The organism is Acinetobacter sp. ANC 4910, from assembly GCF_004331035.1.
GTDB lineage: Bacteria > Pseudomonadota > Gammaproteobacteria > Pseudomonadales > Moraxellaceae > Acinetobacter.
Window position 1 is genome coordinate 38,828 of record NZ_SJNT01000003.1, and the last position, 24,353, is coordinate 63,180.

Below are 24,353 nucleotides of genomic sequence, written 5' to 3' on the forward strand. Positions count from 1 at the left end.
ACTACAGACTCAAGAGAGCTGAATATTGATGAATATTAAATTAGATATATTCTATTTAATAAGGGTTTGGTAACCGATATCAATTGGGCATTTTCCATAGGAAATGCAGTAGTGCCTCTTAAATAAAAGCATGGTTTTATTAAGAGCTATATTACATCCATGTATCCGTGAATCGATAGCCAAAACGACTTACGGCATTAAAAGCTTTAAGGAGTTTTTATGCCTGTTCGTCAGACTGCGCTTAAAGAACAAACCCTATCTCAATACAAAAATCATTCTTATGAATATTTACTACTCTCTTGGCTCTTAAGTGATGGCTGGGATGCAAGTATGCCTAGTTTGGATGTATATGCCAAAACTGATATTCAAATTTTAGATGGCCGTACTGTATATCGTATCCAAGTCAAAAGCTTATATTCTGCAGATGATAATATTGTTGTTGAAAATAAATGGGAAGATGCTGATATTGACTATGTCATATATTTCTCTAGAAATGCAGAATGGGGCTATATTGTTCCAGCATTCAAGGAAAAAAAGCGAAATTTAAAATCCAAAAATCATATTCGCTTCCATCAACATCCTACTAATTTTTTGAAAAATTTCAATAAAATCTAATTTACACTTCCTTTAAAAGGAGGAACCCCGCGAATTCAAAACCTCAACAAAATTCACGTAAAGTCCCCCTTTTAAAAGGTGAGAAACTAGGTTTCGCAAGAGGGGGATTCCAATCTATGCTTAACAACACTATAAATCTGCTCCACCACAGCATCAGTTTCAGTCAAAATCTGCCGATTACTAAACCTCAGTACCACTAGTCCTAGCTCACTTAAAGCCTGATCTCGGATTTGATCAGCCAAACGACCATCTTCGGTGTAATGCTGCCCTCCATCACACTCAATAACGAGGTTCGCAGAGGAACAATAAAAATCCACGATAAAGTTAAGAATTGGCTTTTGTCGATAAAACTGTAATCCTAAAATTTGCTTACGACGTAATCTTTGCCATAGCCATTGTTCTTCATCGGTCATATTATTACGTAAATCACGCGATGGAAGTTTTAAGTGCTTGTTATAAGGTTGCATCACGACGCTCTTTTTTTTAAATATTCTTTTAAGAATCTTGGCATAATATCCACCAGAAAATAACAATGCACGAAACATCATCATGAACGCAACCCAACTTTTTCTCGGTGTGATCTTTAGCTCAATTGGTTTAGGCTATTTTCTGTATGGCAAAAAACAAAAACTGACTGTGCCCTTTGTTGTCGGTCTAGTTCTAATGGTTTTCCCATATTTTATAGAAAGTAATGTTTTGCTTGGTGGCATTGGTATTGTATTGTCGGTTATTCCCTATTTTTTACGTTTTTAAGCTATTCAATGGTTCCAAAAGATTCAAATTTGATGTCCACGACATTCCAGTGATGCATCATCTCGCGTAAAAATACAAAGTAAACCAGACTGAATACACCCTGCTCCGCTACTTTACACACATAATATTCGCGATGCTCGATAAACTCGTTAAAGCCACTTTCAAGCTGCACTCGATCTATATTGTGCTGATTCGGAAAAAATAAGCTCAATACTTGTTGAAATAAAGCATCCTCAGTGATTGCATTTTTGGGCGGAGCATATTGAATGGGAAGCGATTCTAATATTTCTTCAATCACATAGATCATCAATTCAATGGCGAGTTCGTCTAGTAGACCATGACGCATACTATTCGACTTGATGAATTGTAAGCCTTTATCACTCTGAAAGTGCTGCCCCTCGAGTTCAAAGCTGAGCTGCTCCAAGCCTAAGGAAAATTTTATTGCAGTATCGGGAGTAGTCATGACATTCATCCTCCAGAATCAAAACGGTTCATCCATCGTTGTATTGGTTTTTGGATATAACAAATATGCAAAAAAATGCGCCATCTTATTCTTTTTACAAGATAGCGCGTTTAAACCTAAAGTTCTGCGGTATTCAGTTTAGTTTGCTTGGGTCTTCGGTAAAAATGCGGTGGCAAATCCCAATAATGGTAACAATGAACACACACCAAACACCCACTCAATGCCCTTTAAATCTGCCAAATAACCCAAACCTGCTGCAGCGATACCACTCACACCAAACATTAAGCCGAACATTAAGCCTGCAATCATGCCCACTCGCCCAGGCACAGCCTCTTGTGCGTAGACCACCATAGCAGCAAAGGCAGAAGACAATACCAAGCCTGTCATGACTGACAATACTGTGGTCCAGAACAGATTGGCAAAAGGCATCATTAAAGCAAACGGTGCCATGCCAACAAACGACACCCAAATCACCGCTTTACGTCCAATTTTGTCGCCAATTGGGCCGCCTGCAAAGGTTCCCAATGCCACCGCAGCTAAGAACGCAAACAAATGTAACTGTGCCGATTGCAAGCTAATCTGGAATTTATGCATCAAGTAAAAAGTAAAGTAATTACTAATACTGGCAATATAAGTAAATTTGGCAAACATCAGCACGCAGATGGTCGAAAGTGCGATCACTAACTGGCGCCCGTGCAATTTACTTTGTACTTGTTGTGCCTTGGCTGCCAGTTGTTTTTTACTATGGCTAATACTCCAACGGCTCACGCCAAATAATACCCAAATGGCAAGTAATGCAAATACAATCAACAATGCCACTGCATGTTGTCCAAAGGGCACAATAATCAGTGCAGCCAATAAAGGTCCAATGGCTGTGCCGGTATTACCTCCCACTTGAAAGCTCGATTGTGCTGTGCCAAAACGTCCACCCGATGCCATACGCGCCACACGTGAAGCTTCCGGATGAAAGGTCGATGACCCCACCCCAATCAGAGCAGAGCCAATAAGCAATATGGTAAAACTAGGTGAAAATGCCAACAATAAAATACCACTCAAGGTCACCAACATACCCAGTGGCAACAAATATGGTTTAGGATTTTTGTCAGTATAAAGACCAATCCAAGGTTGCAGCAATGATCCAGTAATTTGATACACCAATGAAATGAGTCCAACTTGAGCAAAGTTCAGTGAAAAGTTGGTTTTCAGCATCGGATAAATTGCAGGAAGAACGGCTTGAATCAAGTCATTCAATAAATGCGCCAGAGCCACAGCACCCACAATTTTTACAATCATTCCTTGTGGCTGAAGATTTGCCACAGCTTCATCCACGCTTTCCTTCGCCTGTATTGAAGACGTCATAGCTGAAAAACTCCAATCATTGATATTTCAACTAATATTGTAAAATGTCATTCGTGGCGTTATCTTCCAATAATCCCTGTATAAGTGACAAATTTCATGAGAATGTCTAATTCACTGATTGAAACGGAAATGTCCGAACTGGTGATTGGACGTTCCTCTGAGCATACTTATAGAGAAATTACCCCTGCACATAGTCATTCACGAGCACAGTTTTTGTACGCCTCGACTGGAATTATTCAAGTGTTTACACCGAATCATGTTTGGTTGATTCCGCCCATGTGTGCGTTATGGATTCCTGCACATATTGAACATAGTGTAATTTCTTTAAGTCGGGTTAAAATGAATACTGCACTGGTCGAAGCTCAAGCAGCATCAGTATTGGGTCAACAGTGTTTTATTATTCGGGTCAGCAAGTTATTACATGAATTATTGATTCGTTTAAATGTGATTGAACATATTCCCGTATCTGAATTACTGAGTTCAGAAGAACTTTCCCGTGCAATACAAATTTTGATTTTTGATGAAATTCAGAAGGCCAATTCTTTCCCCATTCAAATTCCTTGGCCACAAGACAAACGCCTATTAAGTATTTGCCAGATGCTCTTACATGAACCGCAATATCCCAAAGACTTAAGCACATGGGCCGATGAAATTGGCACCAGTACCAGAACACTAATGCGGATGTTCCAAAAGGAAACTGGGCTGTCCTATCGGGCGTGGCTGCAACGAATGCATATTGCACAAGCCTTAAGTAAAATTGCCAGCGGTGAATCTGTTGCACAAATTTCTAGAGCACTGGGATACAATAATCCAAGCGCATTTAGTGCCATGTTTAAACGGCATTTAGGGCAAACACCGCAGCAATTTAAATATACAGATGAATAAAACCGTAGCCCAATATCGCTTAGGCAGTTAATCGGTCTACAAATAAAATACCGTTGAGGTGATCCACTTCATGTTGCACAATACGTGCTGGAAATCCTTCAAAAGTTGTTTCCATAACATCACCTTCTAATGTGTGATAAAGCACTCTAATGACTTGTGCACGTTCAACCTGTGCACGTTCATTTGGCACACTTAAACAACCTTCTTCGCCCAAACAAGTCACTTCAGAAAACTCTAAAATTTGTGGATTAATCATGACCACAGGCTGCATCTCAGACGCATCGGGATAACGTGGATTCGGACGCGAAGCAACAATAATCACCTGTTTAGAAATATACAATTGGGGCGCAGCAATGCCGACGCCATTACGCTCTAGCATAGTCGCGTGCATGGCTGAAGCCAATTGCATCAGCCATTCACTATTAAACTCTGCTTCGGCAACAGGCGCAGCTTTCAATTTTAAGATGTCTTCTCCACGTTGGGCAACGGGTAAAATCACGCTCATACACTGTTCCTAAGATCAAGACTCAACGATTGGTTTCCATCTATTCTGAACCAGTTATAGGCAAATTGAAATCGGTAGTTTAATGATGAATTTCTAGCCTTTATGTATTCTTGTGCAACGCTTGGCAGTTCAAATGAGTTTTTTACTCAACTGTTGAGTAAAAGTAAGGATACGATAAATATAAACTTAAAAATGTTTAGCGCCCACCCTTTTTAAGATGAGCGCTAAATCGAGACTCAAGTTACAGGAACTGTTTACTTGAGGTAATGTAGGATGCTTTCTATGACACGTCATCCATGCTGTCATGAAATTTTAATGTACGACCATTGCAATACGTCTCGGTAGTGGTCATAGCAACCATCCACTAATTCCCCTGTATATTTATAAACTTGGCAATAAATTCGGAAGCAGTAATTCATTTAAACAACCGCTTGCCAATAGTTCACTTGCTTGTTCAATATCAGGGGCAAAGAAACGGTCTTCACTGTAGTACGGAACTTGGTCGCGCAAGATTTTACGGGCTTGTTCCAATTTAGGCGAGCTTTTTAAGCCTTCACGGAAGTCTAGACCCTGACAAGCGCCTAACCATTCAACCGCTAAAATGCCACGAACGTTATCGGCCATTGGCCAAAGTCGTTTTCCTGCATTCGGTGCCATTGATACATGGTCTTCCTGATTGGCTGAAGTTGGTAAACTGTCAACACTGGCTGGATGTGCAAGTGCTTTGTTATCACTCGCAAGAGCTGCTGCGGTCACTTGGGCAATCATGAAACCTGAGTTAACCCCACCATTGGCCACCAAGAACGGTGGAAGCTGTGACATGTGACGATCCATCATCATCGAAATACGACGTTCTGAAAGTGAACCAATTTCTGCGATTGCCAATGCTAAGTTATCTGCCGCCATTGCTACTGGTTCTGCATGGAAGTTACCACCAGAAATCACATCACCTTGTTCTGCAAAAACAAGTGGGTTATCCGATACCGCATTGGCTTCAATTTCTAATACTTCAGCAGCCTGACGGATTTGGGTTAAACAGGCACCCATCACCTGTGGTTGGCAACGTAAAGAATACGGATCTTGAACTTTGCTACAGTCTTCGTGTGAATGTGCAATTTCACTCGAATCAGTCAATAAGTCACGATAAGCCGCCGCCACATCAATTTGACCACGTTGACCACGCACTTCATGAATACGAGCATCAAACGGTGAACGTGAACCCAGCATTGCTTCAACACTTAAGCCACCACACACTGTCGCAGCAGCAAATAAATCTTCAGCTTCAAACAAGCCACGTAAAGCGTAAGCAGTCGAAACTTGAGTACCGTTTAGAAGTGCCAAGCCTTCTTTCGCTGCTAAAGAAATGGGTTCTAAGCCTGCAATTTTTAAAGCTTCAACTGCTGGCAACCATTCACCTTTATAACGCGCCTTACTTTCACCTAGTAAAATCAATGACATATGGGCAAGTGGTGCCAAGTCACCTGAAGCGCCTACTGAACCTTTAAGAGGAATATGCGGATAAACTTCAGCATTAATTAAAGCCAACAACGCATCAATGACTTTACAGCGAATACCTGAGAAGCCACGTGCCAAGCTATTTGCTTTCAATAGAATAATCAAACGAACCATTGCATCATCCAGTGGCTCTCCTACACCTGCGGCATGTGAAAGAACTAACGAACGCTGTAATTGTTCTAAATCTTCAGGAGCAATCTTGGTTGAAGCAAGTAAACCAAAACCTGTGTTAATGCCATAAGCTGTACGCCCTTCATTCACGATCTGTTCTACACAAGCCACGCTTGCATTGATACCCGCTGAAGCACTTTCATCTAATTTAACTTTAATTGGGTTGAGGTAAGCTTGACGTAAATCAGCTAAGGTTAATTTTCCCGGTTGGATCAGTAATTCCATGTTGGCTTCCTAATTTTCTGCACTATATTCTGCTGAGACAGTGCTTTTCACAATTGCAAAAAGCACCGCCAGTTCTTCCATGTATTTTTATTGCGTGATCATTGGCAGATTTAAGCCCTGCTCTTTGGCACAATCAATGGCAATGTCATAGCCCGCATCGGCATGACGCATAACACCTGTTGCAGGGTCATTGGTCAGTACACGAGCAATACGTGCAGCAGCTTCATCTGTACCGTCACACACAATCACAACACCCGAGTGTTGAGAGAAGCCCATACCTACACCACCACCGTGATGTAGAGACACCCAAGTTGCGCCGCCTGCTGTATTTAGCAATGCGTTTAATAATGGCCAGTCAGATACTGCATCTGAACCATCTTGCATTGCTTCTGTTTCACGGTTAGGACTTGATACCGAACCAGAGTCTAAATGGTCGCGGCCAATTACGATCGGTGCAGACAATTCACCTGTGCGAACCATTTCATTGAATGCTAGACCTAGTTTTGCACGTAAGCCTAAACCCACCCAACAAATACGCGCTGGTAAACCTTGGAAGCTAATGCGTTCACGCGCCATATCTAACCAACGATGTAAGTGCTCATCATCTGGAATTAACTCTTTAACTTTGGCATCTGTTTTATAAATATCTTCTGGATCACCTGAAAGTGCCACCCATCGGAATGGGCCAACGCCACGACAGAACAATGGGCGGATGTAAGCAGGCACAAAACCTGGGAAGTCAAAAGCATTCTCAACGCCTTCATCTTGCGCCATTTGACGAATGTTATTGCCATAGTCAAAAGTTGGTACGCCCATTTTTTGGAAATCGAGCATGGCTTGTACGTGTTTCGCCATCGACTGTTTTGCAGCTTTTACAACAACTTCTGGTTCTGTTTTCGCACGTTCACGGTATTCATCCCAAGTCCAACCAATAGGTAAATAACCATTCAGTGGATCGTGTGCACTTGTTTGGTCTGTCACCATGTCTGGATGAATACCACGGCGAACCAATTCTGGTAAAATCTCTGCAGCGTTGCCATGAAGTGCAATTGAAATCGCTTTACCTTCTTTGGTGTATTTCTCTATACGCGCTAACGCATCATCTAAATCAGTTGCTTGTTCGTCTACATAACGAGTACGCAAACGGAAATCAATACTGGCTTGTTGGCATTCAATATTTAAAGAACACGCACCCGCAAGTGTTGCAGCTAAAGGCTGAGCACCACCCATACCACCTAAACCAGCAGTAAGAACCCAACGACCTTTTAAATCACCGCTATAGTGTTGGCGGCCTGCTTCAACGAAAGTTTCGTAAGTCCCTTGCACAATGCCTTGGCTACCAATATAGATCCAAGAGCCAGCGGTCATCTGACCATACATGGCCAAACCTTTGGCATCTAGCTCATTGAAATGTTCCCAATTTGCCCAGTGTGGCACCAAGTTTGAATTGGCAATTAACACACGTGGTGCATCTTTATGAGTTTTAAACACTCCGACTGGCTTGCCTGATTGCACCAAGAGTGTTTCATCTTCTTCAAGTTTTTTTAATGTTTCTACAATTTTATCAAAGCATTCCCAGTCACGCGCTGCACGGCCAATACCACCATACACAACAAGTTCTTTGGGATTTTCAGCCACATCAGGGTCAAGGTTATTCATTAACATACGCAACGGCGCTTCTGTTAACCAGCTTTTTGTATTTAAAGTTGTCCCTCTAGGTGCACGAATTTCAATGTCACGATAACGTGGATTATTTGCTTTCACAAACAGACTCCTTTCCTATTCAAAAAATAATGTCCACAAGAAACCTCTTATGGGAAATCACATGTTCATACTTGTATATACATATATATACTATAGATTTTTTCATTTATACAATATTTTTTTTAATTTTCAAGCAAACCATTAATTTAAATACAAAAAAAATGCATAAGAAGACTTATGCATTTCCGAAATATACTTAAAATTTCAATCATAAAGTTAAAAACTTGTATAGTTTTACGCTGTTCAAGCATCTTTTATGATGAACAAACTAGAATAAAAAGTTGTAGGTTATGCTAGATGAGCACTCAAAATTAAATGATTCATATCTGCAAATTTGAACTTTTATCTGGTCTCGACAAAGCTGCATACTGAAATATAAGCAACTTTATATACCTATTTTCATCCATCCATTATTTTACGGATTAAACTTGCCTTCCAAATGATAACGATTTCCCGGATAAATTAAACGTGCACTAGAAATAAGGTTTTTATTTGACCATGTTCTGCGCTGAATAAATAAACAAGGTTCTGCCTTATTGATTTTGAGCCATTTACATTCTTGGGCAGATGCCAAAACCGCTTTTACAATATGCTCTCCCTCGGTCATGGGCGAATTTTGCATTAAGTAAGCATTAGGCGTTATTTGAGAAAAATCTTGTTTTAAATAATTCGGCACCAAATACGAATTGACCAATCTATCTTCAATTTGCACAGGAATATCATTTTCATAATGAATAATAATCGAATGATAAAGTAGCAGACCTTCCTGTACTTGCATTTGCAGGCTTTGCAAAGCATTCGCATAAATACTTTCCAGAACAATAACTTCGGCACGATGCTCATGCTTTCGCGCTTGAATTTCATCCGCAATATTATTGATTTGAAACAACGAAGTTTGTCCTTGCTCCTCTGCAACAAAAGAACCAACCCCTTGAACTCGGACCAATACGCCTTCTGCCGTTAGCTCCCGTAGTGCACGATTAATGGTCATACGACTACAACCCAACTGGTTCACCAATTCACTTTCAGACGGAATTTTTTGATTGGTCGACCATAATCCTTGATTAATTTTAGTGGTAATTAATTGCTTAACACGCATGTAAATCGGGATTGGACTATCTGCATCAATGGTCAAATTTAGGTCTTGTTTAGGCTCTTTTTTTATTGCCATGTAATTACTCGATACAGATTAACTTAATTATTCGCAGTTTACCCTGTACCCCTCAAAAGGTATATACAGATATAGTCAAGTTATCTATAAGTTCCACACCCATAATTCTAGGCCGGCAGAATTTGATGGGAAAAACTGAAAAGAACCTTCTTTTACAACTCCCATCCATCCCCGTAAACCAGATTCACTTTAAAGTTTCGCTATGGCTGTTCAAAATTTATAAAACTGAAACAGAGTAAATCGGCTTATAAAAAGGTGCTTCAACCTTAAAATAAATAAGGGACATTCGCCATCTGACAAATGTCCCTCAACCAAGCAATTAAGCAATTAAGCAGCTAGAAAATATTAAACTAGAAATTCACTGTCCATGAGAATTGTGCTGAACGCGGTGCACCTAAGAATAAGTAATCATCCCCAAAGAAACTCCCTGCATCACGCCAATATTTCTTGTTAAACAAATTATCAATATTTAAACGCAGCGTATTGTCATACCCATAAGCGCGGAAGTTATAAGCTAAACCAATATCGAACACAGTAAAACTTGGAACTTTGACCGTACCTGCTTTGTTGGCATATTTGTCACTACTGTATTGCATACCTGCCAACAATCTCAAGCCATCCATTTGTGGCACAGCATATGAAATATGACTGGCAAAACGTAATTTTGGTACATTTTGTGTTTGATGCCCACTATATTCAGACGTATCAATACCTTTAAGTTGTGAATCAATAAAAGCCATGGTCGATGAAATATCAAGGTTTTGGCTTAAACGCCCTTGTACACCCAGCTCTAAACCCAGATTATGCTGTTCACCATCTGTGACATACACATTGTCTAAGTTCGTATATTGATTGTCCTGTTTAAGATCGAACAAGGCTACGGTGAATAAAAATGCCTGCCACTGTTGCTTAATTCCCAGTTCATATTGAGTTGAATGCACAGGAGCTAAAGTCGCATAAGCATTACCTTCGATGCCTTTATCAGGATTACCAAACGCCATCCACGGTGCCTGTCCACCGTCACTTAAGCCTTTGGCATAAGAGGCATACACATGCGTTTGCTCCCACGGTTGATACATCACGGCAAATTGTGGCAAGAAGCGATTTAAATTGGTTTCTCGAATATTACTTCCATCTGCGGCGTAAGCATTTTCATCTAAATGTAATAACTTACCACCTAATAAAATTGACCATTCAGGATTAAAGTCAATCTGATCCAATACGTTTAAGGCTGTTTGCTGACTATCAAGAGATTTATAGTGATCACCTAAAGGAATATTTGAAGGATTATAGGTTTCGTTATCAGTATAAATATTGCCTGAACCAACTGCTGCATTGATCGCATCGTACTGCGCGTGGCGTTTATAGGTCTGTGATAATTCTAAACTTAGCTTATGTTGCCATATACCTGTGTGGAACTTCCCGTTTAGGCCCGTTTTAAACTGATTGGTGAGGTAACTGTCATTTGGACTACGAAAATCATAAATATCGTAATTACCATTTTGATCAAAGGTATTGCCTAAACCGGTATACTGACACACAGTGCTGTAAGCACAGCCATATGGAAATGCCGAATAATCATCGACCACTACACGACTTTGTGAAGCAGCTAAGTTCGCTGTCCAATTGTCATTAAATTGGTAGGTATATTTTAAGCCAGCATTTAAACTTTCATTGGTAACAGGTTTGCCCCAGCTTTGATAACCTAGTAACCGATCCCATTCCCCCCCAGTCGGTACGGTTGTGCCATCAAGTAATTGATAGCCTGGTACTGAACGTTGGCGCTGACGTTGTGACTCAACATCAAACTCCAATTTTGAACGATCTGATACTTTCCAGTCCAAAGCCAAAGAACCAAATACACGCTGACCATCCGCATGATCCACATAAGGGTGGATTTCTTCTTTTGCAAGATTAATACGATAACCAAACTGCTGATGTTCCCCGAATAACCTACCAAGATCAGTCGCTACACGATTGCCTCCATGACTATCTCCTTCAACCGTTAAAGAACGGATATTTTCAGGGCGTTTCGTGACATAGTTGACTACACCGCCAGGCGTAGACATGCCACTTTGAATGGCGCTAATTCCCTTTAAAATTTCAACTTGTGCTTTATTTTCGAGGGCTACATTTTGTTGACCACGAAGTAAATTACCATTCAGTAAATAGCTTGACCCCGCATTGAGCATAAAGCCACGCATCATAAAATTTGGGTAGTAACCAATTGGGGCATAGCTATCCCCGACTGCTGCATCATTTTTAACGACATCCGTGAGTGTTTTAGCATGTTGGTCTGCAATCAGTTGCGCTGTGATGGTCGTCAGTGAAGCCGGAATTTCTGCCTGAGTTTGCTGTGTAAACCCCGTCAAATTCACTTGAGGCTGGTAATACGCAGCCTGCGCTTGTTCTGCCGTTACAGTGATTGTCGCAAGTTGTGCGGTTTCATTATCATCTGCTGCATAAGCCATTCCTGAACTCAGTCCTAGACATGAAAATGAACCAACCGCCAGTAATGCTTTTTGTAAATGAGAAAATGAAAATGGATACGTATTCACAGTCGTTGCCTAACCCCAAAAGATAATCATACAGCATGAATTTTTCGGGCATGAGTATTCACAATTTTCACGTATAGAACAATGCTTTTCTCTGACTTATTTCTGGTTTTATACGAAATAATCTTATTGAAGTGTTTGAGCGAATAAAAACCTAAAACCATTCATCTGAAGATCCATTTTTAAAGACTTCAATACAGGAGAAATGTCATAGTGTTCGAGCCAATAAAGTTAAAAAAGCACAGAATAAGTCTTATTATTTTGTTTATATTTTTATGAAGCAGTGAACTATATAACCACTGAATTACATTCACATGTCCTGTCAGATCTCGTTTTAATCCTTGCCTTTTCTGTTTTTTTACAAACATTAGCCTCAATTTTTTATGTATCTTTTAGTGATGATTGATCACAGCTTTAATCACCATATACAGAAAATCTAATGAAAAAATCAATGAATATTCCCCCTACCCCCTGTCATCATCAAACCGATAGAATAATGAAGTAAAAAATATGCGTACAACTATAGAAATCATTGAACAAGCACTACAAAGAGGCATGAATCATCGTCCTCAAATTGGTGGATTCCCTTATTTAGCCGAAGCTTTACGTGAAGTAGGCGTGCCACAAATGAATGAACTCTTCCAAGTTGCCAAAGTATTTACCAGACCAATAAAGGATCTGTCATCTTTCCCAACTCAGCACTAATCACAATCGCTACGGACATTCCTGCATTTAATCAAGACTTACTTATCCGTGCATTACGAGCAGACCAATCGGGTCAAACTACATTCCCAGAATTTTTACAGGCTATTTGGTCTGCTGGAATAATCCGCTACGTGGTCAACTTAGTTGCACGTCATATCATTTACTATGGTTGTTCAGGTGAAAGCTACACTGAAGAATACCCTGCTGTCACGCTACCAATTTAATTTCCATTTCCAGTATTTATTTTTTATTTTCGAAAAAATTTTAAGGTTACACAGTTAAATTTATTAGAGTCAAAAACAGAAAAGTTGTTGTTCCTACAAATGTTAAAAAAAATCCCATAATGGATGATGTACTTTTTAAAATTTAATACAAAACCAAAATTTTCAAAATAATTACCTGATTTAATTAGGAAAAAAATTCATGATCATAATTTCTTTCAATTTGCTTTCTGCTTAAACTTTACAAAACCTTTTTAAATCATTATTTTGACTCAATTAAAGATGGGTATCCAATTTTTAGATATCTCCTTCTACAAGTTATAGCATGACTGTTTCAAGCTTAATCAAACTAGGTTAATTGTTGTTTTTATCGGCATTTCTTCTACAATAGTTTAATTCTGTTTAAGAAAAAATTGCTATAGTCTTCTCACAAGTTCTTTTATAGTGATCTTATACGGAACATATGCATGAATTCAGAACGCCAACAAAATTTTCTTTTACGTAAAGAAAAAATCTTAGCAATGGCCGAGAAACTATTACTCGATAATAATCAGGACATTACTCTTGAAGAACTTGCTTCTGAGTTAGATATCGCCAAAGGTACGATTTACAAGCATTTCGACAGTAAAAATCAACTTTATTTAGAACTTATTATTCTAAACGAAAAACGTTTACTCGATATTTCACACAAATTCAACATAGACATCAATTCTTACGTTTCAGAATACATGCTCTACAACATGTTAAATTCCAACCGTACAATTCTGCTGCATGTGATTGAGGAACGTCTGACCAACAACGAACGTAAGCTGAATAACTTATTTGATGAACTCTACAAAATCCGTGAAGCGCGTATTTTAAGTATTAAAGAAATCACTGAAAAATATTTAAAAGAAAGCAATAGTGCAATGTCGATTCGAGACTATCAGTCTTATGTTTGGACTGTCACTTATGGTGCTTGCTTATTGCTCAATTCAACGCATTACCAAAAAGCTATCGGATCACGTGACCGCTTAATAAAATTGTATATTAATCAAGTATTAATGACGCCAGATAAAGTTGTATAAATAGAATTTAAAGGAGATCTGATGAGGTCTCCTTTTTATTTCTGCTATCCATTTTTCAAACAAAGTTCAGCAAAAAATCCTAAAATAATTGAAGCTTTCGGAATTATTAACATGACAGTCTTATTACAAATCGATTTTCCCAGTACTGGACCTTTTGCAGCAGAAATGACTCAAGCATTTGCGCCACTTGCAGAAAGTATTAATCAGGAAACTGGTCTTATTTGGAAAATTTGGACAGAAAATAAAGATACTCAAGAAGCAGGTGGGGTCTATCTATTTGATTCTACAGAAAATGCTACCAATTATTTAACTATGCACTGCACACGTTTAGAAAGTTTCGGTATTAGCAATATTCGCAGCAAAATTTTTCAAGTGAATAGAGATCTTTCAAAAATCAACCATGCACCACTTTAAAATCATAAGTCCTGAATCTCTCAGGACTTATCATTACTTAAAGGCAATGTTTCAAGTAAAGTTGGCTGCACAGGTGCTTCAGCCTGATTATGAAGATAAACTTGCACAACTTTAAAGACAATCACGACGGCTAAACACGTCGCTATACAAAAAATCCAGAAACCAAATGGACTCCGAATATTATGTGAGCCGCAATTCGGACACTCTTTAACATCGGAATCGACCACTAAATCACAGCAAGCACAATGGTATTGATACAGCATAGGTATACTCCTATTTCACTGTAGTGGTTGTATTTATTTTCACATTCCCAACTACATGACAATGTAATCTTTCTTCATGTTATGTGAGTATTTGTAAATGCACAAGTGAAGTCACCAACAAAAGCCGACTGGAGCGTTCAAAATTAATCAGCACACCACTACTCTATTGTTTTGTTTTTTCTTTTATGAAAATTATGACTTTGATGAATATGTAACGAGGTTTAAGTTTCATAAAATTCAACTCTTCCCCTAATTCAAGTAATATAGCTGTCTAGATTCAGTTTTTAGTGTGGATTTCAGCGATGATACAATTGATTAAAAAAGGCGGGTTAAGGGAACGCGCAAATCGTAGCCGTAAATATAAAGGCTCAGAGAATACTGAAACCACGCTCAAACCCAATAGTTATGCTGATACTACGAAAAATGCTGAAATCATCAACTCAACGTCAGCACAGATTCAAGAAACCAACATTCAATCTAAAACATCCGAATAGCGTCGTACCAAAGCCAGATGGCAAACACTAGAAATAAAGCCCCCGAGAGAATATCAATAGAGTGACCTGCTCGTTGATACAAGGCTTTAATTTTTGGTGTAGACATGATGAACATGAATAAACTAAACACCAAAAACGTTTGAAGTGGGATGATGAATGCCAATTGTGTTTTTAAATTGGCATTTGCAGATGAACCTAGCGCTAAGGAAAAGACACTACTGAAATAAATTAAAGTCTTTGGATTAGACAAATTGGTAAATAATCCCAATAAAAAATACTGTTGCTGACCATTTGGCAGAGTTAAAGTGCCTTCAAGTTGAGGACTTTGTTCAGAAGTGAGCCCTTCTTTCAGCATTCCCCACCCCATACGGGCCAAGAAGAATCCCCCAATGAGCATCAAAATTTGCTGAATCCAAGGGAATTGTTCAACCAGTACCGTAAAGCCCAATAAGGTCAACACCACCCAAACAACAATCCCTGCCGATATTCCTAAAATAATTTTTAAGGTATTTAAGCGTGTGGTAGAAGCTGAGCTTTTTGCAATCAATAAAACATCAGGCCCTGGAGTTAATTGTGCGACAAAATGTAAAGCACTGATGGTCAGTAATAGAGACATATTTTTATAAATTAACCATTTTTTCAATGGGTGAATTATAACGCCTGTTTAAATTTTTACTGCATTAATCACGTATTAAGAATAAAAAAACCGAAGTACTTTTGAGGGACTTCGGTTTAGATCTAACGATAATCGGCTTGATTATTTATTTACATCTTTCATTTCAAGTTTCTTGGCATCTGGTGTTACTTCATGTGCCTCACCATCAATAATGCTTGAATCACGGTATTGACCACCACCTTGCTGATTTTGCATGTCTTGCATTTGACGCATTAAATCTGCAAATGGATTCTGCCCTTGTGCACCTGTTGCTCCACCCATATCGCCCATCATGCCACCCATCATTTTGTTCATCATGGCTTGCTGACGCTTCATCATGGTTTTCATAAATGCAGCTTGCAACGCTTTTTGAACAGCAGGAATTAACAATAAAACGGCGAATACATCACTGATCAAACCTGGAATCAGTAATAGAAAACCAGCGAAGACTTTAGGTAAATTTCCTGTAAATGCAGGGTCTGAACTTACCTGACCTGATTGCATTTGTTGCATCTGCGGCATAATCCCCGCCGAATATTTACGGATAATATTTAATCCAATAAAGAAGGCAGCCACAAACCAGAAAAACACGTACCACATACTACCAACGAGGTCACCCACGCCAATCCAGACGAATACTTCTAGAATTAAGCCAGCAAGTACAATCAGAAATAATTTCATGAAAATTAATCAAATCTCTAAAATAAAAAAATTGACCATATTTTATAGCTGTCAAAGTGTTCAGCATTTTTCTATGGTTAAGAATATCTATAAGGGCAGTTTTTTATTTTTAAAGCCCTTGGTCAAAAAATTGTACAAACTATTCAAATCTAGTGACGATCTTGCTGCTGTTGTTACAATTTTATTGTTTAAACGTACTTTAGAATTTTACGCCTCTCAGTTAGTACACCTTGAATTGAAGGAATCATGAGAATTACTCATTTTTGTTATTTGTATTTCAAATAGAAATTACGCTAGCATTCTAATCATAAAAATATAGAATGTTATAACATTACATTAATGTTTTTATGACGTATGAAACAACCATTTCAGATATTTTATTCTAGCCTCAGCTTATCTCTCTTTACTCCATTCTGTTGGGCTGAAAGTACACCCGAAGTCCTTAAAACCATACAATTACAGGCCGAAACGTTAACTGAAAGTTCAAGGCAAACCACAGCGTTAACTAAATTTTCACATGATATTCTCGACATCCCTTTTAGTCGCAGCCTACTGTCCAAAGACTTTATCCAGCAACAAGATGTACAACGTATAGACGATGCACTGGCTCAGGTCAGTGGTGTATATCATCAAACCAACTATGGAGGTGGCTTTTGGGACAACTATTCTTTTCGTGGTTTTAGTACCGACCCCAATATTGGGGCTCAAATGATTAGAAATGGGCTTAGTGTCAATCGTGGACTCAGCGCCCCGCGGGATATGGTCAATATCGAATCACTTGACTTTTTAAAGGGTCCTATGGCTGCACTCTATGGTCGTGGTGAAACAGGTGGACTTTTGAATATCAACACCAAGCAACCCAAATGGGAGTCCCAAAGTGAAATTAACCTGCGCGCCAATAGCCTAGAAAAATATCGTGCGAGCTTTGAGCATACAGGCCCTCTCAATAATGACATTGCCTATCGATTTGCGATTGCACATGAAGATAATCAAAGTTTCCGTGACTATGTATCCAGTGAGCGTTGGTTTTTTTCACCTCAATTGACCTGGAAAATTTCTGATCAAACTCAATTCGATTTTGATAGCGAGTTTACGAAACAAAGGGGGACTTTTGACCGTGGAATCAGCAGTTATCAAAAACAATTTGTCATGCAACCTGAAACTTTTTCAGGCGAACCCAATGATGGTCAGCATCTTCAAAAGGACAATTTTTATCAGCTTCGTCTAGCACACAAATATAATGACGCTTGGAAAATAAATAATGCCTTGAGCTTTAAAGATGCTCAATTAAAAGGGTTTTCTAGTGAACCACGTAAAATTCAAAGTGATGGTCAGACTTTAGAACGACAACGTCGTTATCGTGACAATAAAAGCGATGATGCACTTTTTCAAACGGAATTACTGGGCATGATTCAACAAGATTGGGCCAGACACGAAGTTCTGGTCAGCAGTGAGATGGGACGCTTGAATTATCGCCAACTTCAATTGCGGCGTAATCATAGTACGAGCATCCCCAATATGATCGACATCTATAACCCCGTGTATGGACAGTATCTTCCTGAACTTCCGTTGTTCATTAATACTGAAGAACAACAACGCTATTTTGCTTTGAATCTTCAAGATCAAGTTTTTCTAAATGATCAGTGGAGCGTCCTACTTGGCGCACGTTTTGACCATATCACGCAAGATTTTCAAAATAAACTGATTGATAGCTCGAGTAAAAGAGACTTACAACAAACCAGCCCACGATTAGGCGTAAATTATCGGCTGAATGATGATTGGTCGTGGTATGCAAATTATGGACATTCTTTCGCACTGAACAGCGGTGTAGACAGTCATGACCAAGTTTTTGATCCAGAAAAAGGCATAAGTTACGAGTTTGGGAGCAAATATCAGATCAATCCACAAAGTCTGTTTAGCCTCGCCTTATTTAAAATGAAGAAAGAAAATGTCTTAACCACCGATCCCACAGACAGTAATTATCAAGTCGCGGCAGGTGAAGTCTCTAGTCAAGGCATTGAACTTGATTTAGAAATGCAACTGAATGATCAATTCTCAGCACGAGCCAATTATAGCTACACTGATGCAAAAGTTGAAAAAGACCAAACTCTTGTCAAAGGTTCCAGATTAAGTAATGTGCCGAAACACAGTGGCTCAATCAATGTAAATTACGAATGGTCATTGGCAAATGCCAATAAAATGGGCATCGGTGCAACCGCGATTTATGTCGGAGATCGTAGTGGGCATAGCAGTGATAATGGATTTACGCTCCCCGCATACACTTTAGTCAATTTACACGCCTATTATGCGCCATCGGAGCAACTCCGTTATCAATTCAATATCAATAATTTATTGGATGAAACCTACTATGTTGCAAGTTATAGCGAGCTTTGGATTCAACCCGGCGATCCATTAAATGCATCGCTTGCATTGCAATGGAAATTCTAAATCCTTGTTCGAACCCGTTAATTGTAAAATTTTCGGGTTTTCCTTTTGGTGATTATGCTCTTTGCTGTCACTCAAAATCTTAACCATAACAAATACGAGTGTAAAAAGTTTAGACAGATCGCTCAACAACACCTTGATTAAAGCGAAATAACTGTTCTTCCATGTCTATAAAATCATATACTTCACAGATCGGTTGCAATCTCTGCATCATTTTTTCAGATCTTACCAAGTTTTTATTATGTCATTAATTATTGGGATTGACCCAGGTTCACGCCTTACAGGCTATGGAATTATAGAAAAAGACGGTCAAAAATTACGCTTTGTCGATGCTGGCACCATCCGTACCGAAAGCAAAGATATGCCAGAACGCCTAAAACGTATTTTTGCTGGTGTTGAACGGATTGTGAAATTTCATGGTCCGACTGAAGCCGCGGTTGAACAAGTGTTTATGGCTCAAAATCCTGATTCTGCATTAAAATTAGGACAAGCTCGTGGTGCAGCCATTGCCGCGCTTGTAAATCTGGATTTGCAAGTTGCTGAATATACTGCCCGTCAAATTAAACAGTCAGTAGTTGGCTATGGCGCTGCGGATAAAGAACAAGTACAAATGATGGTGGTGAAATTACTGAATTTAAGTGTAACCCCCCAAGCCGATGCTGCCGATGCACTGGCTGCTGCCATTTGTCATGCACATGCTTCAGGAACCATGAGTAAACTGGCTGTACTTAATGCTTTAGGAGGCATGGCTCGTGGACGGAGTCGTTCTAGCAGCCGACGTCGTTAATGATTAAGCAATTTCATTCGCGAATATTTTGAAAATCATTCACAGCGATATCTTGTGAAACTTCACAACTGCTCACCTGATGCACTTCGGCATGAGGTGGCCCTAAATAAGCCAGTTCGATCACACGTGACAGATTTGCTGCATCAGTGATCACTAGAGCCTCGACTTCGCCTGTTGCTAAATTTTTGACATAGCCTTTTAATGCTAAAGCTTGGGCTTGTTGTTGAAACCATCTCCGATAGCCAACGCCCTGAACCTGTCCTGAAATAATGAGCCGAAATGCTTTTTGCATCTTAATCTCCATTCACAACAGAATAAATTGCTCGTCCCATATCATGTGCCTGTAAACCACGCATCCCCGACTCAGCCAATACATCACCAGCTTGAGCATGTAAACTGACAATTTCGTGCAGAGCAATTCGCTCATGAAATTGTGCTTTTAAACTTGCTAGCATTCCCGCAAGCACGTCACCCATGCCGCCAGTTCCCATGCCCGCATTACCCTGAGTACAAATATACAATTTATCCTCCAAGACCAAGCTACCTGAACCTTTCAATACCCATTGCCCCGAAAAGGTATCTTGTAATTGATGAATCGCGGCAATACGGTCTTGTTCTATATCCGCTGCTGTACAGCTCAACAAAGTTGCAGCCTCACCCGAATGCGGTGTTGCATAAATATGATCATTCAACTTTTGATTTTCTTTCGCAAGAAACCAAAGTCCATCTGCATCCAACACCACTTCTAAATGTGTACTTTGATTGAGTAGTTCGAACCATTGCTGAAAAATCTGCTCAGCCCAATCATCACGCCCCAACCCCATACCAAAACAAACTGCATCGACATGGCTTAATAACTGTTGAATTGCCTCAGAATTTAAAGCATTAATATCGCGTAGCATCATATTTGGCGCACGTGCTAAAATTGATTGGTGGTGCTTGGCATGACAGACCACGCTGACTTTACCCGCCCCCGCATGAAAAGCGGCTTCTGCTGCCATGATGACTGCCCCCCCCATATCGGCATGACCGCCCACCACCAGTACGTGACCATAACTCCCTTTATGTCCGAAGGCTTGTCGTTGCGGCAAAGTAATCTTTTTTGGCGATAACTGCGCGATGGGGTTTAATTCATCATCTTGAGGAATAAGGCTAACTAAATGTAACTGACTGACAAATTGTTTGCCTTGCCCTGTAAATAAGCCTGCTTTATAGCCCAGTAAAGTAAAGGTTTGATCAGCCTGAATGCTACAAGGTAAAGCCTGACCTGTATTCGCCTGCAAGCCACTCGGAATATCGACGGCTATTTTTAATCCAGTTTGTACATTGAATAAGTGAATAATCCTTTGCCAATCTTGACCTAACTCACGGTTCAGTCCTATTCCAAATAAGGCATCTACATGACATTCATAACTTGATAATTGTTGTTGCAACTCAGGCTGTGTTAGAAACGTTTCGATAGCGATAAAAGTCACATTCTGCGACTGAGCAAATAAATATGCCTGACGTAAATCTGGTGATGGTCCACGTTCAGTGGTTAATACAGTGACTTGAAAACCTGCCTGTTTTAAGTAGCCTGCAATAAAATAACCATCCCCCGCATTGTTACCCTGCCCACACCACACCGCTATTTTTTTAATCTGCTTTTGTTCAAATTGTGGTAATAACTGTTGCACAATTGTCCAAGCGGCTTGCTGCATCAAACCCAATGATGAATTTTTATGAGCAAACCAACGTTGCTCCCATGCTTGAATTTCGCTGCTATGGTAAACTGAACGTTGCATGATTTCCCCTATTATTGGTTTATGGCTTCGACCTCTTCTTCCTCAAATATCTCACTGCAACAGCTTGATCTTCAAGAGCTAAAAGCATGGATCAAAGCGCAGGCTTTAGACTTGGGTTTTGCTGATTGTGTCATTGCCAAACCAGATGCTCAAGCAGAATTAGAACGTTTTAAAGAATATTTAAAGCGTGGTTATCATGCAGATATGACTTATCTTGAAGAAAACTTGGACAAACGTGCCGACCCAACACTACTGGTTCCAGGTACACGTAGCATTATTTGTGTCCGTATGAATTATTTGGTAGAAACCCCTAAACCTCGTTATGTTCCAAACGAACCCAATGCCGCAATTATTGCACGTTATGCACGTGGACGGGACTATCATAAAATTATGCGCGGGCGTCTAAAAACACTATCAACACGGATTCGTGAGCGCGTGGGAGATTTCGAATCTCGTCCATTTGCAGACTCCGCTCCCATTTTTGAAAAGTCTTTGGCTGAAAATGCAGGTATGGGCTGGACTGGAAAACATACTTTACTCATTCATAAAAAATCAGGCTCCTTTTTTGTTTTAGGGGAATTATTTACTTCTCTTGATTTACCTTTTGATGGGCCAACCACGAAGCATTGTGGCTCCTGTACAGCTTGTATTGATATCTGTCCGACACAAGCCATTGTCGAACCTTATATGCTCGATGCACGTAAATGTATTGCTTATTTAACGATTGAATACAAAGGGATTATTCCAGAAGAACTCAGACGTGGAATCGGCAATCGGGTTTTTGGCTGTGATGATTGCCAACTGATTTGCCCTTGGAACAGTTTCGCGCAAAAAGCCAGTATCGAAGATTTTAATCCACGTCATGATCTGGATCGGGTCACTTTATTAGATTTATGGCACTGGGATGAAGCAACGTTTTTAAGTAATACCGAAGGCAGCCCAATACGGCGCACAGGCTACCAAAGCTTTATGCGTAATATTGCAATTGGTTTAGGAAATGCACCATTTTCTAGCTTAATTCTACAAACTTTGCACGAAACTCGTCACTTGTATGATGATATTGTGCAAGTCCATATTGATTGGGCTATTCAAGAACAATTGATTAAATCTCAAACAGTTTAAAATCATTAGTCCGTTATTAATAAATAAACTTTGCATGTCCAGTTCGTTGCAAAGTTATTGTTTTATAAAAAGGATAGTTACGTGTTTGGCACAAAATTTATTGAATCAAATAAAAACTTTGCATGGAATACTCACTAAAAATAGCCGACTTTGTGACTAAAACTTGCATCTAATCGCTCATTACATTGACCTTTTTTAATCGTCAGATACTATAAGTTTTGGTTTTTTTTGCCTTTGGTTTTGGCACGAAATCTGTATGATAAAAGGGAATAAAGAATACAGATGATGGACTTCTAGAATGACTGTACGTAATGATTGGACGCGTGAAGAAATTCAAGCTTTATATGAACAACCTTTTTTAGACTTGGTCTTCCAAGCGCAAAAAGTTCATCGTGAGCATTTCGATGCCAATACCATTCAAGTCAGCACTTTATTATCAATTAAAACAGGGAAATGCCCTGAAGATTGCAAATATTGCTCTCAATCTGCACGTTATGATTCAAAACTAGAAGCAGAAAAACGCATTGCTGTAGACAAAGTCATTAATGAAGCCAAAGAAGCATTAGAATCTGGTTCTTCACGCTTCTGCATGGGGGCTGCATGGCGCAACCCGCATGAACGTGATATGCCTTATGTACTAGAAATGGTTCGTGAAGTAAAAGCTTTAGGTTTAGAAACTTGCATGACTTTAGGCATGTTAAATCAGTCACAAGCTGAACGTTTAAAAGATGCTGGACTCGATTACTACAATCACAACCTTGACACTTCGCGTGAGTATTATTCAAATATCATCAGTACCCGTACTTTTGATGATCGCTTAAATACGCTTGAATATGTACGCGGTGCAGGCATGAAAGTGTGTAGTGGTGGTATTGTTGGTTTAGGTGAAGACACTGCTGATCGTATTGGTCTATTACTTGAACTTGCGACTTTACCTATTCACCCAGAATCCGTGCCAATTAACATGCTGGTTCCAATTGAAGGCACCCCATTGGCAGATGTTGAAAAACTTGATGTGACTGAATGGATTCGTACCATTGCTGTTGCACGTATTATTATGCCAAAAAGCTATATTCGACTTTCTGCGGGGCGTGAATCTTTGACTGATTCAGACCAAGCCTTGGCATTCATGGCAGGTGCAAACTCCCTATTCTCAGGCGAAAAGTTACTCACAACGCCAAATGCAGGCGAAGGTCGAGACAAACAATTATTTAATAAATTAGGTTTGGTTGCTGAAAAAGCGAAACCTACTGTCACTGAACTTTCTGTAGATGCAATGGCAGGCTAATTGACTTATTTTAAGTTGTGAATCTGAATCAAATGCCAATTCTATGAATTGGCATTTTTATTTGTGCTTAAGCCATCAATCATTCACTGATTGAATAATCACAGCTTAACCCGCAAAGTTATGTGCCGTAATCAAAATACCGTATTGTGCATTCAGATAATCACCTTTTCGAATAATATCTGCACCGTTGGCATGATAAACGGTTAACTGCTCACTCACAGCATCATATTCAAAGCGTTCATAACAATCTTGATGATGACATAGCCATGTGAGCGTATCTACCAACTGCTCATCGACAATATAGCTTTCTTTTTGAAAATCTTTAGACATGTTTGGTCGAAAAAATAAAGTTAATGCTTTGTATTGTATCGGGCTTTAATAAAATACGAGAAGCAATACAAAAATTTATCTAAAAAAATAGCTGTCCTAGAATGTATAAAATCCGA

At 39.4% G+C, this 24,353-nt stretch carries 26 protein-coding genes; 12 read left to right on the plus strand and 14 right to left on the minus strand.

Annotated features, from left to right (window positions below; genetic code table 11):
* The first annotated feature begins 219 nt into the window (after window positions 1-219).
* On the plus strand, window positions 220-615 hold the full coding sequence (locus E0H82_RS03390; RefSeq protein ID WP_131263038.1) for a hypothetical protein: 396 nt from the start codon (window positions 220-222) through the stop codon (window positions 613-615).
* Window positions 616-701: 86 nt separating this feature from the next.
* Here the strand turns inward: E0H82_RS03390 and E0H82_RS03395 are convergent, their stop codons facing one another.
* The gene (locus E0H82_RS03395) at window positions 702-1,082 is read right to left on the minus strand and encodes an endonuclease domain-containing protein (protein WP_131263576.1); all 381 of its coding nucleotides are present in this window, start codon (window positions 1,080-1,082) and stop codon (window positions 702-704) included.
* Between the two features lie 82 nt (window positions 1,083-1,164).
* Between E0H82_RS03395 and E0H82_RS03400 the strand changes: the two genes are divergently transcribed.
* Window positions 1,165-1,368 carry an amino acid transport protein gene (locus tag E0H82_RS03400; protein ID WP_131263040.1) on the plus strand — a complete coding sequence of 68 codons (204 nt, stop codon included), beginning with the start codon at window positions 1,165-1,167 and terminating at the stop codon, window positions 1,366-1,368.
* A gap of 1 nt (window position 1,369) precedes the next feature.
* Here the strand turns inward: E0H82_RS03400 and E0H82_RS03405 are convergent, their stop codons facing one another.
* Window positions 1,370-1,831, minus strand: coding sequence for a hypothetical protein (locus E0H82_RS03405; protein ID WP_131263042.1), 462 nt, complete (start codon window positions 1,829-1,831; stop codon window positions 1,370-1,372).
* A 138-nt stretch (window positions 1,832-1,969) separates the two neighbouring features.
* Window positions 1,970-3,190, minus strand: coding sequence for an MFS transporter (locus tag E0H82_RS03410; protein WP_131263044.1), 1,221 nt, complete (start codon window positions 3,188-3,190; stop codon window positions 1,970-1,972).
* Between the two features lie 102 nt (window positions 3,191-3,292).
* Here E0H82_RS03410 and E0H82_RS03415 point away from each other — a divergent pair, with 102 nt between their 5' ends.
* A complete protein-coding gene (locus E0H82_RS03415; protein WP_131263578.1) occupies window positions 3,293-4,075 on the plus strand; it encodes an AraC family transcriptional regulator in 783 nt (260 codons plus the stop codon).
* A gap of 19 nt (window positions 4,076-4,094) precedes the next feature.
* Here E0H82_RS03415 and def read toward each other — a convergent pair whose 3' ends face one another.
* The 5 genes from def to E0H82_RS03440 all read right to left on the minus strand — a co-directional run bounded on the left by def (window position 4,095) and on the right by E0H82_RS03440 (window position 11,984).
* The gene (gene def, locus E0H82_RS03420) at window positions 4,095-4,580 is read right to left on the minus strand and encodes a peptide deformylase (RefSeq protein ID WP_131263046.1); all 486 of its coding nucleotides are present in this window, start codon (window positions 4,578-4,580) and stop codon (window positions 4,095-4,097) included.
* 381 nt (window positions 4,581-4,961) lie between these two features.
* Window positions 4,962-6,491: a histidine ammonia-lyase gene (gene hutH / locus E0H82_RS03425; RefSeq protein ID WP_131263048.1), complete on the minus strand. Its 1,530-nt coding sequence runs from the start codon at window positions 6,489-6,491 to the stop codon at window positions 4,962-4,964.
* Between the two features lie 87 nt (window positions 6,492-6,578).
* Window positions 6,579-8,255: a urocanate hydratase gene (gene hutU, locus E0H82_RS03430; RefSeq protein ID WP_131263050.1), complete on the minus strand. Its 1,677-nt coding sequence runs from the start codon at window positions 8,253-8,255 to the stop codon at window positions 6,579-6,581.
* A 415-nt stretch (window positions 8,256-8,670) separates the two neighbouring features.
* A complete protein-coding gene (hutC, locus tag E0H82_RS03435; protein WP_131263052.1) occupies window positions 8,671-9,426 on the minus strand; it encodes a histidine utilization repressor in 756 nt (251 codons plus the stop codon).
* A gap of 350 nt (window positions 9,427-9,776) precedes the next feature.
* Window positions 9,777-11,984 carry a TonB-dependent siderophore receptor gene (locus E0H82_RS03440; RefSeq protein ID WP_131263054.1) on the minus strand — a complete coding sequence of 736 codons (2,208 nt, stop codon included), beginning with the start codon at window positions 11,982-11,984 and terminating at the stop codon, window positions 9,777-9,779.
* Between the two features lie 507 nt (window positions 11,985-12,491).
* Here E0H82_RS03440 and E0H82_RS16605 point away from each other — a divergent pair.
* From E0H82_RS16605 to E0H82_RS03455, 4 genes are all read left to right on the plus strand, one after another.
* Window positions 12,492-12,686, plus strand: coding sequence for a hypothetical protein (locus E0H82_RS16605; RefSeq protein WP_213073954.1), 195 nt, complete (start codon window positions 12,492-12,494; stop codon window positions 12,684-12,686).
* 17 nt (window positions 12,687-12,703) lie between these two features.
* Complete coding sequence (locus tag E0H82_RS03445) at window positions 12,704-12,910, plus strand: DUF1398 family protein (protein ID WP_228258622.1); 207 nt, start codon at window positions 12,704-12,706, stop codon at window positions 12,908-12,910.
* 464 nt (window positions 12,911-13,374) lie between these two features.
* Window positions 13,375-13,974: a TetR/AcrR family transcriptional regulator gene (locus E0H82_RS03450; RefSeq protein WP_131263056.1), complete on the plus strand. Its 600-nt coding sequence runs from the start codon at window positions 13,375-13,377 to the stop codon at window positions 13,972-13,974.
* A 111-nt stretch (window positions 13,975-14,085) separates the two neighbouring features.
* On the plus strand, window positions 14,086-14,388 hold the full coding sequence (locus E0H82_RS03455; RefSeq protein WP_131263058.1) for a monooxygenase: 303 nt from the start codon (window positions 14,086-14,088) through the stop codon (window positions 14,386-14,388).
* Window positions 14,389-14,408: 20 nt separating this feature from the next.
* Here the strand turns inward: E0H82_RS03455 and E0H82_RS03460 are convergent, their stop codons facing one another.
* Window positions 14,409-14,651 carry a hypothetical protein gene (locus tag E0H82_RS03460; RefSeq protein ID WP_131263060.1) on the minus strand — a complete coding sequence of 81 codons (243 nt, stop codon included), beginning with the start codon at window positions 14,649-14,651 and terminating at the stop codon, window positions 14,409-14,411.
* A gap of 302 nt (window positions 14,652-14,953) precedes the next feature.
* On the opposite strand from E0H82_RS03460, the gene E0H82_RS03465 reads away from it, so the two are divergent.
* Window positions 14,954-15,145, plus strand: coding sequence for a hypothetical protein (locus E0H82_RS03465; protein WP_131263061.1), 192 nt, complete (start codon window positions 14,954-14,956; stop codon window positions 15,143-15,145).
* Here the strand turns inward: E0H82_RS03465 and E0H82_RS03470 are convergent.
* Both E0H82_RS03470 and E0H82_RS03475 read right to left on the minus strand, forming a co-directional pair.
* Window positions 15,129-15,761 (minus strand): LysE family transporter, encoded by a 633-nt coding sequence (locus tag E0H82_RS03470; protein ID WP_131263063.1) that lies wholly within the window; start codon window positions 15,759-15,761, stop codon window positions 15,129-15,131. The two genes, E0H82_RS03465 and E0H82_RS03470, sit on opposite strands and share 17 nt — an antisense overlap.
* 141 nt (window positions 15,762-15,902) lie before the next feature.
* Window positions 15,903-16,481: an FxsA family protein gene (locus tag E0H82_RS03475; RefSeq protein ID WP_131263065.1), complete on the minus strand. Its 579-nt coding sequence runs from the start codon at window positions 16,479-16,481 to the stop codon at window positions 15,903-15,905.
* A gap of 354 nt (window positions 16,482-16,835) precedes the next feature.
* Between E0H82_RS03475 and E0H82_RS03480 the strand changes: the two genes are divergently transcribed.
* Entirely contained in the window at window positions 16,836-18,929 is a 2,094-nt protein-coding gene (locus tag E0H82_RS03480) for a TonB-dependent siderophore receptor (RefSeq protein WP_131263067.1), read from the plus strand.
* Window positions 18,930-19,167: 238 nt separating this feature from the next.
* On the plus strand, window positions 19,168-19,713 hold the full coding sequence (gene ruvC / locus E0H82_RS03485; RefSeq protein WP_116763599.1) for a crossover junction endodeoxyribonuclease RuvC: 546 nt from the start codon (window positions 19,168-19,170) through the stop codon (window positions 19,711-19,713).
* Between the two features lie 13 nt (window positions 19,714-19,726).
* Here the strand turns inward: ruvC and E0H82_RS03490 are convergent, their stop codons facing one another.
* On the minus strand, window positions 19,727-20,005 hold the full coding sequence (locus E0H82_RS03490; protein ID WP_131263069.1) for an acylphosphatase: 279 nt from the start codon (window positions 20,003-20,005) through the stop codon (window positions 19,727-19,729).
* A 1-nt stretch (window position 20,006) separates the two neighbouring features.
* The gene (locus E0H82_RS03495) at window positions 20,007-21,497 is read right to left on the minus strand and encodes an NAD(P)H-hydrate dehydratase (protein WP_131263071.1); all 1,491 of its coding nucleotides are present in this window, start codon (window positions 21,495-21,497) and stop codon (window positions 20,007-20,009) included.
* Between the two features lie 21 nt (window positions 21,498-21,518).
* Here E0H82_RS03495 and queG point away from each other — a divergent pair, with 21 nt between their 5' ends.
* Window positions 21,519-22,619 (plus strand): tRNA epoxyqueuosine(34) reductase QueG, encoded by a 1,101-nt coding sequence (queG, locus tag E0H82_RS03500; protein ID WP_131263073.1) that lies wholly within the window; start codon window positions 21,519-21,521, stop codon window positions 22,617-22,619.
* Window positions 22,620-22,917: 298 nt separating this feature from the next.
* Window positions 22,918-23,907 carry a biotin synthase BioB gene (gene bioB / locus E0H82_RS03505; RefSeq protein ID WP_131263075.1) on the plus strand — a complete coding sequence of 330 codons (990 nt, stop codon included), beginning with the start codon at window positions 22,918-22,920 and terminating at the stop codon, window positions 23,905-23,907.
* 105 nt (window positions 23,908-24,012) lie between these two features.
* Here bioB and E0H82_RS03510 read toward each other — a convergent pair whose 3' ends face one another.
* On the minus strand, window positions 24,013-24,237 hold the full coding sequence (locus E0H82_RS03510) for a hypothetical protein (RefSeq protein ID WP_131263077.1): 225 nt from the start codon (window positions 24,235-24,237) through the stop codon (window positions 24,013-24,015).
* Window positions 24,238-24,353: the final 116 nt, after the last annotated feature.

What these genes read in the sequence shown, in the direction of transcription:
- E0H82_RS03390 (WP_131263038.1), top strand. Translation starts at nt 220, where the DNA reads ATGCCTGTTCGTCAGACTGCGCTTAAAGAACAAACCCTATCTCAATAC.
- E0H82_RS03395 (WP_131263576.1), bottom strand. Translation starts at nt 1,082, where the DNA reads ATGCAACCTTATAACAAGCACTTAAAACTTCCATCGCGTGATTTACGT.
- E0H82_RS03400 (WP_131263040.1), top strand. Translation starts at nt 1,165, where the DNA reads ATGAACGCAACCCAACTTTTTCTCGGTGTGATCTTTAGCTCAATTGGT.
- E0H82_RS03405 (WP_131263042.1), bottom strand. Translation starts at nt 1,831, where the DNA reads ATGACTACTCCCGATACTGCAATAAAATTTTCCTTAGGCTTGGAGCAG.
- E0H82_RS03410 (WP_131263044.1), bottom strand. Translation starts at nt 3,190, where the DNA reads ATGACGTCTTCAATACAGGCGAAGGAAAGCGTGGATGAAGCTGTGGCA.
- E0H82_RS03415 (WP_131263578.1), top strand. Translation starts at nt 3,293, where the DNA reads ATGTCTAATTCACTGATTGAAACGGAAATGTCCGAACTGGTGATTGGA.
- def (WP_131263046.1), bottom strand. Translation starts at nt 4,580, where the DNA reads ATGAGCGTGATTTTACCCGTTGCCCAACGTGGAGAAGACATCTTAAAA.
- hutH (WP_131263048.1), bottom strand. Translation starts at nt 6,491, where the DNA reads ATGGAATTACTGATCCAACCGGGAAAATTAACCTTAGCTGATTTACGT.
- hutC (WP_131263052.1), bottom strand. Translation starts at nt 9,426, where the DNA reads ATGGCAATAAAAAAAGAGCCTAAACAAGACCTAAATTTGACCATTGAT.
- E0H82_RS16605 (WP_213073954.1), top strand. Translation starts at nt 12,492, where the DNA reads ATGCGTACAACTATAGAAATCATTGAACAAGCACTACAAAGAGGCATG.
- E0H82_RS03450 (WP_131263056.1), top strand. Translation starts at nt 13,375, where the DNA reads ATGAATTCAGAACGCCAACAAAATTTTCTTTTACGTAAAGAAAAAATC.
- E0H82_RS03455 (WP_131263058.1), top strand. Translation starts at nt 14,086, where the DNA reads ATGACAGTCTTATTACAAATCGATTTTCCCAGTACTGGACCTTTTGCA.
- E0H82_RS03460 (WP_131263060.1), bottom strand. Translation starts at nt 14,651, where the DNA reads ATGCTGTATCAATACCATTGTGCTTGCTGTGATTTAGTGGTCGATTCC.
- E0H82_RS03465 (WP_131263061.1), top strand. Translation starts at nt 14,954, where the DNA reads ATGATACAATTGATTAAAAAAGGCGGGTTAAGGGAACGCGCAAATCGT.
- E0H82_RS03470 (WP_131263063.1), bottom strand. Translation starts at nt 15,761, where the DNA reads ATGTCTCTATTACTGACCATCAGTGCTTTACATTTTGTCGCACAATTA.
- E0H82_RS03475 (WP_131263065.1), bottom strand. Translation starts at nt 16,481, where the DNA reads ATGAAATTATTTCTGATTGTACTTGCTGGCTTAATTCTAGAAGTATTC.
- E0H82_RS03480 (WP_131263067.1), top strand. Translation starts at nt 16,836, where the DNA reads ATGAAACAACCATTTCAGATATTTTATTCTAGCCTCAGCTTATCTCTC.
- ruvC (WP_116763599.1), top strand. Translation starts at nt 19,168, where the DNA reads ATGTCATTAATTATTGGGATTGACCCAGGTTCACGCCTTACAGGCTAT.
- E0H82_RS03490 (WP_131263069.1), bottom strand. Translation starts at nt 20,005, where the DNA reads ATGCAAAAAGCATTTCGGCTCATTATTTCAGGACAGGTTCAGGGCGTT.
- E0H82_RS03495 (WP_131263071.1), bottom strand. Translation starts at nt 21,497, where the DNA reads ATGCAACGTTCAGTTTACCATAGCAGCGAAATTCAAGCATGGGAGCAA.
- queG (WP_131263073.1), top strand. Translation starts at nt 21,519, where the DNA reads ATGGCTTCGACCTCTTCTTCCTCAAATATCTCACTGCAACAGCTTGAT.
- bioB (WP_131263075.1), top strand. Translation starts at nt 22,918, where the DNA reads ATGACTGTACGTAATGATTGGACGCGTGAAGAAATTCAAGCTTTATAT.
- E0H82_RS03510 (WP_131263077.1), bottom strand. Translation starts at nt 24,237, where the DNA reads ATGTCTAAAGATTTTCAAAAAGAAAGCTATATTGTCGATGAGCAGTTG.